Here is a 13025-nt window from a genome sequence, read left to right as displayed (position 1 = left end):
ATTCGATAAAAAACAATAAATAGACGATATAATGGATTGCACCTTTAATCAGTTAGATTAGATTCTGATTCATCTTCAGCATCCCTATGAGCTCGCCTGTGGAGGATATATTTAACTTTTTTAAAATATTTCTGCGGTGTGTATCTACAGTATTGGGGCTAATATTAAGTTTATCTGCAATAGATTTACTTGAATGATTCAAGACTAACAGACGTATGATATCTCTCTCCCTATTGCTGATAGAATTTGACAACAACTTTTGGGAAAAATTGCTAAAATAGATGGTTTCGTATTCATTTTGCTCATTCAATAATTTAGCAGAGGCACAAACTTGCATATTCAAATCAGGATGTAAAACTGTATAATGAGCTAAACCAATTATGGGTTTATCCTCTGTATCAAACTCTAAAGGTGTAGTATTCTGAACAACATTTACATATTCATCTTTTTCATTTTTTAATCTGTAGTTCCAGGTATAGGTCACTTTAGCCCTGTCCTCAATCTTTATTTCACCAAGTGTAAAGTCCATGAGACCATTTAAAGCCTTTAGCCAATGTTCAATATCATCAGGATGCATTCTACTCCAAAAGTATCGCATACCACCATTTTTTAAAGTATTTACATCATAGCCTAAACAAGCCTTCATGTTTTTACTTATGTACTCAAAAGTGAGATCTTGGGTATTGGTAATGCAGAAAAACGTTGAACTATAAGGCAGATAGGTATCAATCTCTATAATCTTTTTTATATGTTTTTCTATTGAAGGGTCATCGTATGACTTAAATATTTCTTGGTAAGTGTCCTTAATTTTTTCGAACATGAGAGCGTTTTTCTAAAAATACAGAAAAATTAAAGCTTATAAAAATTGACAGACTAAATAACAGGTAGAAACAAAAAAAGCTTCCGTTTCTGGAAGCTTTTGTGGGCGCGAAGGGATTCGAACCCCTGACCCCTTGGGTGTAAACCAAGTGCTCTGAACCAACTGAGCTACGCGCCCTAAATAATAGGTGTGCAAATATAATCTAGTTTTTAATACTGCAAAAACTTTTTAGAGAAAAATTTAAATTATTTCAGCTACTACAAATGTACTTCCACCTACAAAAATAAAATCATCTTTCGAAGCATTTCCAAGCGCCGTTTCATAAGCTTTTATAGCAGATTTATAAGCTTCTCCAATTAGGTTATATGGTTTTAATTCTGTGCGCAATACATTAGCATTCTTACCTCGCGGAATATTTGGTTTACAAAAATAATAGGTGGCGTTTTTGGGCAATAAATCTACAATGGATTTCAAATCTTTATCATTTACTACCCCAAAAACCATATGCAAGTGGTTATAAGCATGATTCGAGATTTGATGCATTACATAGCTTAATCCTTCCCTGTTGTGCCCTGTATCACAAACTACTTTAGGCTCTTCATTTAAAACTTGCCACCTACCTAACAATCCCGTATTTTTTACAACGTTTAAAAAGCCTCGTTTAACTGCTTCCTCAGATATCTTATACTCCTTTAGCCTTAATTCTTCTATCGTTTGAATCGTTGTTTTAATATTCTTCTCTTGATAATACCCCATCATATCAGAAGCATATATGCTATTAACAACTTCATCTGCATATACTATTTTAGAGTTCTTAGCTTTAGCAATAGCATCAAATACTGGTTTGGTTTCTATTTGTGTTTCGCCTATAACAACGGGAATATTGGCCTTAATAACACCTCCTTTTTCTCCTGCAATCAGTTCTAAAGTATCACCAAGAAACCGAGTATGATCTAACCCAATATTAGTAATAACTGAAACTTCTGGAGTTAATATATTTGTAGAATCCAGTCGCCCTCCCATACCTACTTCAACTACAGCGATATCAATATTTTGTTTTGAAAAATACTCAAATGCCATACCGACTGTCATCTCAAAAAAAGATAACTGGTTGGCCTCAAAAAAAGCTTTGTGTCGCTTTATAAAACCCATTACAAATTGTTTACTAACAGGCTTTCCGTTAATTCGTATACGCTCTCTAAAATCTTTTAAATGAGGTGATGTGTAAAGACCTACCCTGTAACCAGCCTCTTGAAGTATTGAAGTTATCATATGGCTGGTAGAGCCCTTTCCATTAGTTCCGGCTACATGAACGGATTTAAATGTTCGTTCTGGATAATTTAAGTGTTCTGCTAGTTTTAAGGTGTTGGATAAATCAGCTTTATATGCTGTTTTCCCTTCGCGCTGATACATTGGTAGTTGCGCAAACATCCAATCTAACGTATCTTGATAAGTCATTGATTATTGACTCAATTTGAAGTTAACACTAACAAAGCCTATTTGACGTGAAGGTGCTTTAGAATCGGCAGGCCATTTATGGGATAAAGCTATTTTTTTTGCAGGCTCTAACAAACATTGTGCAGTGTTAGTAGTACCTTTAACACCCGGTGTAGCTTCAATAACGTTGCCACTCTTATTTACTACGATACGAACAATAACAAGCCCAGATTCATTACAATCTTGTTTTAACCTTTTGAAAGAAGCTCTTCCTCTACCATTTAAACCATATCCTACACCACCACTGCCAGTGCCTTGTCCTCCAAAATAACTAGGCGCATATGGATTCCCATCTAATTGTCCTTTATCGCCAGCTTTATTATCATTTCCTTCACTACCAGTTTCTGAACCATCAGATTTACTTACACCACCAATTAAAGCATCTAGTTTTTTACGCTTTTCTTCCTGTTCTCGCTTTTCTTTTGCTATTCTATCTGCTTCTGCTTTAGCTTTCGCCTCGGCAATAGCCTTTGCCTTTGCTTCAGCTTCTTTTTGCTTTTTAATGGCTATTTCTTCTGCATTATCTTGAGTTAACACTTCTTCTTTTGCTTCAGTAGATTTTGTTGGTTCTGCTTTCGCAGACTCGGGTTGTGGTAGCTCTTCAATAACTTTGGGCTCAGATTTTACAGGCTTTTTAGGTTGAACATTGCCTCTACCAAAATCAGAGTTTCCAAAGTTTACGGCGACACCATATTCTTCAGGAGGATCCATGTAAGGAGGACCAACCACAAACAATAGTAATAGTAATATAACAGCAATTAATGCTGTTATTTTTGCAGAATTACGTTCGTGTTTGGTTTCAAAATATTTCATATGGATTACTCTACAATAGTCGTTCCTAAAAGTAAATCGGAATTCTAATTATTTGGTTTAACTGCTAATATCACTTTAAATTTATTCCTATTAGCAATATCCATCACCTTTACAACATTCTCTACAGGTACCGACTTTTCAGCACGCAGCACGATAGTTGGTTTTGCTTCTTGAGAAAGCGCCGCCAACAGCTCATTTTCCAGAACACTTACACCAACTCGTTTTTGATCGATATAATACGTTAAATCTTTTTTTATACTTACTGCAACCGACTTTTTATTTTCTGTTTTTCCACTGGCCTTTGGTAATAAAATATCTATGGCGTTTGTAGTTACCAACGTGGACGCAATCATAAAAAAGATTAATAACAAAAAGACAATATCCGTCATAGACGACATATTGAATTCCGGCGTTACCTTATTTCTTCCTCTAATATCCATATTACGTAGGTTCGTTTAAGTGATCTAAAAACTCTAAGGAGTTGGCTTCCATTTGATACACCACTTTATTGGTTCTTACCACCAGATGGTTATACGCTATGTAGCCAACAATACCTACAATTAAACCTGCAACTGTTGTTGTCATTGCCGTATACAAACCGCTGGCCAGAGTATCCATCTGTATGGTTCCACCTGCATTTGCGAGTTCAAAAATTGCTAAAATCATTCCGATTACGGTTCCTAAAAAACCAATCATAGGTGCCGCTCCAGAAATAGTTGCTAGTACACTTACATTTTTTTCTAACTTATAAATCTCTAAGCGTCCTGCATTTTCAATAGCAGTATTAATATCCGCCAAGGGCTTTCCTATCCTTGTAATACCTTTACCAATCAATCTTGAAACAGGCGAATTCACCTGCGCGCATAACATTTGAGCAGAATCAATCTTACCATTACTTACATGGTCTTTTATTTGATTCATAAAATTTGAATCCACCTTTGAAGCAGCCTTAATCGCAAATAAACGTTCAAAGTAAATATAGGTTGCAACAATGAGCAATAAAAACAAAATAGCGATGATTACTTGTCCAGCAACACCACCACTACTAATTAATTCTATGATTGAAAGTGTTTTTTCAACAGATTCCCCTTCTGTTAATTCTGTTCCCTCTTGGGTGTTTTGTAATAATGTATTCAACATATAATCTTAGATTAATTGCAACTGTATAACGTAGGTTTTGTTGCTAAAGTATAATATTTTAAGTTTTCAATTCTATTTACGTATCTGAAAGACAGAAAGATTAGCAAAACACTAATCTTTCAAATTTTATACCAATTTATGTGCTCAAAGTTAAAATAGGGTTCTAGTAACCATAAATGCCGCTGCACCAACTAAGAAACCAGCAAGTGCCAACCATGAAATTTTTCTTAAATACCAGAAAAAATCAATTTTTTCCATTCCCATGGCAACTACTCCAGCTGCAGAACCAATGATTAACATACTACCTCCAGTACCAGCAGAATAGGCAATAAAGTGCCATAGCTCATGATCTATGGGTTCTGAAAACATCCCTAAACTTGCTGCAACTAGCGGTACATTGTCTATGACCGCTGAACCAACTCCTAATAGTAGTACTACTAAATCAGAAACACCTCCTTCATGTAATTCAGTGCCTAATTGTGGCATAGTCTCTCTTAAAGTATCAGCAAATCCAAATAAAATCCCTAACGATTCTAAAGCTGCCACAGCCATTAAAATTCCTAGGAAGAATAAAATACTTGGCAATTCAATTTTTGAAAGCGATTGATGCACTGGGCTATGGTGGGCGTGAAGCTCACTTTCTTCGTTATCAAATTCTGTCATACTAAATTTAGAACTACTATATATTTCTGCAAAAGTAGCTACTACACCTAAGGACAACATCATGCCTACATAAGGAGGCAAATGGGTAATCACCTTAAATATTGGTACAAATATGATAGCGCCTAAACCTAGATATAACATTGTAGCACTAAATTTAGATTTTGTCTTTTCAGTATCTTCAACAATATTTAATTCCCCCTTAAATACTGGTAAAAAAGAGGCTATTAAAGAAGGTACTATCATACATAATAAAGAAGGAATAAATAAATATCCTATTAAATGACCCGTGGTAACTTTTTTTCCTATCCATAACATTGTTGTGGTTACATCCCCAATTGGAGACCAAGCGCCACCTGCATTGGCTGCAATAATAATTAAACCAGCATACCAAATACGAATATTTCTGTCTTTTACAATTTTTTGAAGTATTGATATTAGTACGATGGTTGCAGTAAGGTTATCAATTATAGCAGAAAGAATAAATGCTAAAACAGAAAATATCCAGAGTATTTTGGTCTTTTTTTTCGTTTTAATAAAGCCTTTTATAGTAGCGAATCCATCGAAGTAATCAATGATCTCAACTATAGTCATTGCACCTAAAAGAAACACTAATATTTCGGCGGTCTTACCCAAATGATGTAATAATGTTTCTTCCATTAAATGCATCTTATCCTCATGACCTAACGCGCCAAAATTTTCAAGCAATGCGTGTTTGCCAGAATCAAACCATTGTGGGAAGCTCTCCAGTCCTAAAGCGATTAAAGCCCAACAAATGGCCATCATGACCAGTGCAGGAATTAATTTATCAATTTTTATACTGTGCTCTAGGGTAATGGCTAAATAGCCCATAACAAATACTAGAATAATTGCTGCTTCCATAAATTATAGTTTATATCAATTGGTTAAGCGCAATTTCAAATGCTGTTGCGCTAATTTCAGTTTTAGACTTATTCTTATTATAGATATTTTCTAACGCCTTTTTTATTGTTTTCGATGTGTCATCAAATATGGCTTCATCTGTCATTTGTACTTTTCGTTCCATAAAATAGGCAAAAACACGAGCCATTCCACAATTTGAAATAAAATCAGGTATTAAACTCACTTTATAATCGGTGTGTTCCATAATTGGCCCGAAAAAAATTTCTTTGTCAGCAAAAGGCACATTCGCACCACATGAAACAACTTCCAACCCACTATCAATCATTTCATCTATTTGATGAATGGTAATCAATCGAGATGCCGCACATGGAGCAAACACTTCTGTTTGTAATCCCCAAATTCTTTTATTCATCTCTTCAAATGGTATCAAATTTTCCTCTGCTAAAGTATTACCCTTTTTAGCAAGAAAAAAATGACTTATGTCATCAAACGTAAAACCGTCTTCATTTATTAAGCCACCAACACTATCAATGATGCCAACAACCTTAGCTCCCATTTGCGACAAATAAAACGCTGCAGCTGCACCAACATTTCCAAAACCTTGCACTATGGCGCGTTTGTCTTTTATAGAACCGCCATAAATATCGTAATAATGTCTCGCAGCCTCTGCAACCCCAAAACCGGTTATCATATCCGCCACCTTGTACTTTTTCGACACATCTGGAGAATATATGGGGTTTTCAATCACCTTTATTACCCCTTGGCGCAATTGTCCTATTCTATTTATCTTATCGGCTTCCGTTGGCTTAAAAAATCCATTAAAAACACCCTCTTGCGGATGCCAAACACCGCTTTCCTCTGTTATAGGTATAACTTCGTGGGTTTCATCTACGTTTAAATCTCCACCAGTACCGTAATAGCTTTTCAACAATGGTGAAACCGCTTTGTACCAACGCTCTAAAACACCCTTTTTTCTAGGGTCTTTCGGATCAAAATTTATTCCTGATTTTGCTCCTCCTATTGGTGGACCAGAGACCGTAAATTTTATCTCCATAGTTTTAGCTAGAGATAAAACTTCATTTAAGTCTAATCCTTTTCGCATTCTGGTTCCTCCTCCTGCTGCACCGCCTCTTAAGGAATTTATAACTACCCAACCTTCGGCTTCAGTTTCAGAATCTTTCCAATTAAAAACTATTTCTGGGGCTTTTTGTTCAAATTTATCTAATAATTCTTTCATCTTTATTTAATTGATCCATTTTTAAACTTACACATATCAAAATCTTAAAAACAAGATGCGCAGCTAAAGTTGAGTCATGATGAAGTGATTTAAAATTATTATAGAAACAAATATAAAAAACTAAAATACCTTAAAAGATTAATTTTATATTAATTTAGGGCTGATAGATTTCTCCTGTAGAGTGATTTTTTGAAGCTCCTGTTACACTTTTTAAACAGTTTACCTCGTTACGAAGTTTTAGAATTCCCAAAAATGCAAAAATCAAGGCTTCTTTGAATTCTACGACCTCTTTTTCAGGGACTATAATGCGACTGTTACAATGATGCTTTAAACGACTTAAGAGATAGGCATTGTAAGCCCCACCACCAGTTAATAGAACTGAGCCACCTTTCTTTTTCTCAGTTTCTTTAGAAACTTGGATGGCAATATGTTCGCAAAAAGTGCACAGAATATCCTTAATTTCTAATTGAAAGCTATTAATTAATGGAAATATATAGGCTTTAACCCATTCCAAACCAAGTGATTTTGGATAGGGCTTATGATAAAAATCTAATTCATTAAGCTTAAGTAGCAAATCTTGATCAATATTACCTGATGAAGCAATCGAACCATTATCATCATAATCAAGACCTAACTGCATTGTGTAATAATTTAAAACAATGTTAACTGGACAAATATCATAAGCAATACGCTCACCATTGAAATCCAATGAAATATTGGCAAATCCTCCAAAATTCAAGCAAAAATCATAATCGGAAAACAATAACTTATCTCCAATTGGCACCAATGGAGCTCCTTGTCCCCCAAGTTTAACATCTTGTATCCTAAAATCGCACACCACTTTAAGCTCAAGTAATTTTGAAATAATTGGTTTATTACCTATTTGATAGGTAAGATTTTTTTCTGGCTTATGAAGCGCAGTATGACCGTGTGAGCATATAGCATCCAAATGAATAATATCATTGTTTTCAATAAATGTATTAATTGTTTTGGCTAAAAACCTGGTATATTCCTGATCCACCTTTTTCAAATCATCAGGACTTAATTCTACTAGACTTTTCAACTTTTCAATCCAAAAATTATCGTATGAAATTGTTTTTGATAGCAATATTTTAAATGTCCATTTGTGCTGAAAATGAAATTGGGTATAAACTAAATCAATCCCATCTAGAGAAGTACCAGACATGATACCAATAACATGATATTCGTTTTTTGCCATAGAGTGTAAATTTAATATTCTTCATTGAAAAATTCACACTAAAACGCTATATTTGTAAACTTTTTTTACCTAAAACACATTTTAATTACGAATTATGAATTTTAACCTTTCTGAAGAACATAAAATGATTCGTGACGCCGCTCGCGATTTTGCTCAAACCGAATTACTTCCAGGAGTTATTGAACGTGATGAAAAACAACAGTTTCCTGACGAACTTGTAAAAAAAATGGGGGAGCTTGGTTTTATGGGCATTATGGTTGACCCCAAATATGGAGGTAGCGGTATGGACACTATTTCTTATGTTCTCATCATGGAAGAGTTATCCAAAATTGACGCATCGGCGTCAGTTATTGTTTCTGTAAATAACTCATTGGTGTGTTATGGTATTGAAAAGTACGGTACAGAAGAACAAAAAGAAAAATATCTTACTAAATTGGCAACTGGCGAATTCGTTGGAGCTTTTTGTTTAAGTGAACCAGAAGCAGGAAGTGATGCGACTTCACAGCGAACAACAGCAATCGATAAAGGCGATCACTATATACTTAACGGTACAAAAAACTGGATTACAAACGGTGGTAGGTCCGATGTGTATTTGGTAATTGCACAGACAGATAGAGATAAAGGCTCTCATGGCATAAATGCTTTTATAGTTGAAAAGGATACAGAAGGATTTCATATTGGCCCAAAAGAAGATAAACTAGGAATCCGTGGAAGCGATACGCACACCCTACAATTTAATGATGTAAAAGTGCCGAAAGAAAACAGGATAGGAGCTAATGGTTCTGGATTCAGGTTTGCCATGAAAACCCTTTCTGGCGGGCGAATTGGTATTGCATCTCAGGCACTCGGTATAGCTCAAGGAGCATACGAATTAGCACTTAAATACTCAAAACAACGCAAAGCCTTTGGTACCGAGATTTGCAACCATCAAGCTATAGCCTTCAAGTTGGCAGATATGTACACTGAAATTGAAGCAGCTCGATTATTAGTTATGAAAGCTGCGGCTGATAAAGACGCTGGAAATAATTATGATAAATCGAGTGCTATGGCAAAACTCTATGCATCGAAAGTAGCTATGGAGCAAACTGTTGAAGCTGTACAAATTCACGGTGGTAATGGTTTTGTGAAGGAATACCATGTAGAGCGTCTAATGCGTGATGCGAAAATCACCCAGATTTATGAGGGCACTTCAGAGATTCAGAAGATCGTGATTTCTAGAAGTGTATTAAGGGATTAATTATTTGCACTTATCGTTTCAGAGTGAAATGTCCACGATCTACAGTACCATCCTCAAAAATGGCTTCATACCAATAATCGTTTTGTGGAGCAAAATTACCATTATATGTACCATCCCAACTATAATTATTTTGTTTATTTAAACGAGTTATTAGTTTACCGAATCTATCAAAAATCTTAATTTTAATTGTCTCTAATTCACTCTCAGGCAACCCAAGCACTCTCCACAAGTCATTAATTCCATCATTATTGGGTGTAAAAAAACTTGGGTATCCTAAAATATAGACATCTTCCTGCACTGTTGGTTCACATTGATTTATATCTCTAACATAAACTGTATGTTTTCCGGCAGGAACATTATCGAAACTATAAGTACTTTCCCCTTTAAAATATGTAGTGTCATCTATAGAAAACTCGTAGCTACTGCTTCCTTCGATTTCTATCTCTATAAGATGATTATTTTTGAATAATTTCTTAACCTCTATGCTGGTAAAGGAAGGTTGCTCTGCTTTACTAATTGTAAAATCTTCAGTATTCGAACATTCTAAACCATTCTCAAATTTATAAGCTATGTGTTGATACAACCCTGGTTCGCTCAAACTTAATGTCCTTTCTGTTGACATTAGATTTCCTGTTGTTGTATTTATCCATTCATACCTATTATTCGAAACATCTCCTGATAATACAATAGGTTGGTTTTTACAAATAAGATACTCATCTTCAATATCAATCTTTGGTGAAGAATTTACAATTAGCCTAATTGAAGATATTCCACTACAAGACAAATTTGTTTCTTGTGCTCTAACCCAAATAGTAGTAGATTCTGAAGTAAAAAACCGTTTTCTTATTTCATTCAATTCTGTAAAAGCATCATCCAAAGTTGGATAATATTTTAAGCTTGTAGATTGAGCCAAATTAACTTCAGTTATAATATCATCCTTTTTAAAACCTAAAGCAAAAACGCCAAAGCCGTCATCTGGATCTAAATCTGAACTGTCACAGGCATACACTTCTGTAATATTTCCCAAATCGACAAAAACTGCTGATATAAAAAATGAAGTAACTTCAAAACAGCCATTTTTATTTGTAACCCTAACAAATACCTCTTGATTCATTACAGTATTAGTGTAATTTTCAGGGTTTAAAATTGGTTGAACGTTCAACTCTGCATCTACCCTATTCTCAAAAAATACTAATTCTTCATCAAACAAAGGGTCTGTAATTTTCTCTCTAATAGTGTATAAGTTAAATAATGAAATACCATCTGTATCAACATCACATTGCACTAATTCTTGATTTTCAATCAAGTTAGGTAATCCATATATCTTAATATCTTTAGCAACTGTTATTGGACAATTGTTAACAGTAACTGTGGCTTGTACTTTATAGTTTCCTGGCGCTGAGTAAATATGTTGAGGATTGGTAAGGTTTGAAATATTTCCATCTCCAAAATCCCATACTGCTTCCGTAATTTCTCCATAGGTATCAACTTCCATAGAAATAGGTTGTCCCAAACACCCACTTTCTACTATTATCCTAGTTCTAAAATAAGACTGTATAAATGTTGGAAGTCCAAGCCTAGATTCTCCACTAATTAAATCTATAGAATTATGCACATAATTGGCACGAACACCTAAAACATTAGGATTGTTTAATTGTCCAAGAGATGACGTTCCTGCATTCTCGCTTACAGGTAAAGCCCTGTAAATTTTTCCATTCTTAGCAAGTTGAAGACCACCTGCCGTTAGTTCACTAACTTCCTCATGCAAAGAAACTGAATACTCTTGAGGATTGAGAATAGAAAAATCGTATTGATATAGTAAATTCTTTTTCTCTTCAAGTTCTTCAAAACTTCCATTGCTTCCATTAACCATTCCTTGTCTCGTTAATGTGGCATATAAATATTTTGAATCATTTGAAAACTCGACACCATAGGCAGAAACCACTTCAAAAAAAGTAAATGATGTTAATAGATTTCTCTTATTACTAACCAATCCAAATTTCGAATCGAAATCAAAAACCATTAGATGATCTGATAAAGATTGTGGCCTATAGTTAGCACAAGCAATCTTTTGTCCATCAGGTGAAAACTTCATTTGGCCAATTTGCAAGCCATTATAAGAAAGACCATTAGTTATGACTGGGCTGTCAATATTTCCGTTTTCATCTATTTTATAAGCGTAAAAAGAAGTAAAATCATCATTCTCATTTTTTTTTGTAGTCATCAACCAAATAGATTTTCCATCAGCATGATGTACGGCCGAAATTTTTCCTAGCCCAAGTCTATTTAGTACGGTTTCGTTTTTTAGAGTTACTTCTCCTAAACCTCCATCCCTATTCATATCAACTAAGGAATATCTTAATCCATTAGTAGATGTAATTGTAAATATATAATACAATCCAGCTTTATTAGTTATAGGAATAATTATTGTGTTAAGTAAAATAGGCGGTCCTGTAATTATTGACCCACCGACACCAAGAGTTCCTGAAAGCACTCCATTAATCATTATAGCATGGTTACGATTCCATACATTTGTACCATTTGTATAAAATAATAGATTACCATTCTTATCTGAAATTGTTGCGCAGGCATTTGAAGCTATCGTTTCGCCATCTATCAGCACTTGAGGATCATTTTGAAGATGAAAAAGTAGTCCTGATTTCTCTCCAAAATACCAATTATTACTTTCATTTTGTCCTTTTATACAAGGAATCCAAAATATCAAAAAAAATAAAAAAAGAATTATAGAAAAGTATTGGAGAAATACCTTTCTTTTCAAAAATAAAAACTTACAAATGTAGATATGTGTCAATGGATTTTTCATAGCAAAAATCCACTAAACTACACGTAAAGTTAATAAATTAAGAGACAACAAAAAATCCCTTCACTATTTCTAATGAAGGGATTCAAAAAAGGCGGCGACCTACTCTTCCACGAAGTGCAGTACCATCGGCGCTAACGGGCTTAACTTCTCTGTTCGGAATGGTAAGAGGTGAGCCCCGTCGCTATAACCACCTTAAATTTTGAGTAATTAGACTTTAGATGATAGTAATTAGACTTATTCGTTCTAACTACTAATGACTAATATCTAAATACTGTCACGCTTGCGGCGTGACCAATATCTTAACATATTGAAAAAGTCTACATGAACTGTTTTGATAGAAAAAAAGACTGCCGTCCCCTTCCTTAAGAAGGGGAGGCGCAATAAGCCTATGGGTTATTAGTACTACTCGGCTATGACGTTACCGCCCTTGCACCTGTAGCCTATCAACGTGGTCATCTCCCACGACCCTTTAAAGAAATCTCATCTTGTGGTGGGTTTCGCGCTTATATGCTTTCAGCGCTTATCCCTTCCCAACGTAGCTACCCAGCAGTGCTCCTGGCGGAACAACTGGTACACCAGAGGTTGGTCCAACTCGGTCCTCTCGTACTAGAGTCAGATCCACTCAAATTTCTAACGCCCACTGTAGATAGAGACCGAACTGTCTCACGACGTTCTGAACCCAGCTCGCGTGCCACT

General features: G+C 35.0%; 10 protein-coding genes, 1 tRNA gene and 2 rRNA genes. 1 reads left to right on the top strand and 12 read right to left on the bottom strand.

Annotation, left to right across the window (positions count from 1 at the left end):
- Nucleotides 1–52 precede the first annotated feature (52 nt).
- The 9 genes from EYD45_RS12920 to EYD45_RS12880 all read right to left on the bottom strand — a co-directional run bounded on the left by EYD45_RS12920 (nt 53) and on the right by EYD45_RS12880 (nt 8268).
- Nucleotides 53–820, bottom strand: a complete 768-nt coding sequence (locus EYD45_RS12920) for a helix-turn-helix domain-containing protein (RefSeq protein ID WP_130964980.1) — start codon at nt 818–820, stop codon at nt 53–55.
- 102 nt (nt 821–922) lie between these two features.
- Nucleotides 923–997, bottom strand: a tRNA-Val gene (locus EYD45_RS12915).
- 63 nt (nt 998–1060) lie between these two features.
- Nucleotides 1061–2278, bottom strand: coding sequence for a bifunctional folylpolyglutamate synthase/dihydrofolate synthase (locus EYD45_RS12910; protein WP_130964979.1), 1218 nt, complete (start codon nt 2276–2278; stop codon nt 1061–1063).
- Between the two features lie 3 nt (nt 2279–2281).
- Nucleotides 2282–3130 (bottom strand): energy transducer TonB, encoded by an 849-nt coding sequence (locus EYD45_RS12905; RefSeq protein WP_130964978.1) that lies wholly within the window; start codon nt 3128–3130, stop codon nt 2282–2284.
- Between the two features lie 44 nt (nt 3131–3174).
- Entirely contained in the window at nt 3175–3570 is a 396-nt protein-coding gene (locus tag EYD45_RS12900) for an ExbD/TolR family protein (RefSeq protein ID WP_130964977.1), read from the bottom strand.
- 1 nt (nt 3571) lies between these two features.
- A complete protein-coding gene (locus EYD45_RS12895) occupies nt 3572–4270 on the bottom strand; it encodes a MotA/TolQ/ExbB proton channel family protein (protein WP_207303313.1) in 699 nt (232 codons plus the stop codon).
- Between the two features lie 150 nt (nt 4271–4420).
- Nucleotides 4421–5812: a sodium:proton antiporter NhaD gene (gene nhaD / locus EYD45_RS12890; protein WP_130964976.1), complete on the bottom strand. Its 1392-nt coding sequence runs from the start codon at nt 5810–5812 to the stop codon at nt 4421–4423.
- A 10-nt stretch (nt 5813–5822) separates the two neighbouring features.
- Nucleotides 5823–7049, bottom strand: a complete 1227-nt coding sequence (locus EYD45_RS12885; RefSeq protein WP_130964975.1) for a Glu/Leu/Phe/Val dehydrogenase dimerization domain-containing protein — start codon at nt 7047–7049, stop codon at nt 5823–5825.
- 154 nt (nt 7050–7203) lie between these two features.
- On the bottom strand, nt 7204–8268 hold the full coding sequence (locus EYD45_RS12880; protein WP_130964974.1) for an anhydro-N-acetylmuramic acid kinase: 1065 nt from the start codon (nt 8266–8268) through the stop codon (nt 7204–7206).
- Between the two features lie 94 nt (nt 8269–8362).
- Between EYD45_RS12880 and EYD45_RS12875 the strand changes: the two genes are divergently transcribed.
- Nucleotides 8363–9505: an acyl-CoA dehydrogenase gene (locus EYD45_RS12875; RefSeq protein WP_130964973.1), complete on the top strand. Its 1143-nt coding sequence runs from the start codon at nt 8363–8365 to the stop codon at nt 9503–9505.
- Between the two features lie 10 nt (nt 9506–9515).
- Here EYD45_RS12875 and EYD45_RS12870 read toward each other — a convergent pair whose 3' ends face one another.
- The 3 genes from EYD45_RS12870 to EYD45_RS12860 form a co-directional block, all read right to left on the bottom strand.
- Entirely contained in the window at nt 9516–12230 is a 2715-nt protein-coding gene (locus EYD45_RS12870; protein WP_165453935.1) for a T9SS type B sorting domain-containing protein, read from the bottom strand.
- A gap of 185 nt (nt 12231–12415) precedes the next feature.
- Nucleotides 12416–12524 (bottom strand): 5S ribosomal RNA (gene rrf, locus EYD45_RS12865).
- Nucleotides 12525–12705: 181 nt separating this feature from the next.
- Nucleotides 12706–13025: ribosomal RNA gene (locus EYD45_RS12860) — 23S ribosomal RNA — on the bottom strand; the annotation flags it as partial.

The sequence above is a fragment of the Hyunsoonleella flava genome (assembly GCF_004310325.1).
Lineage (GTDB): Bacteria > Bacteroidota > Bacteroidia > Flavobacteriales > Flavobacteriaceae > Jejuia > Jejuia flava.
This window is presented reverse-complemented; position numbering and strand designations above follow the sequence as displayed.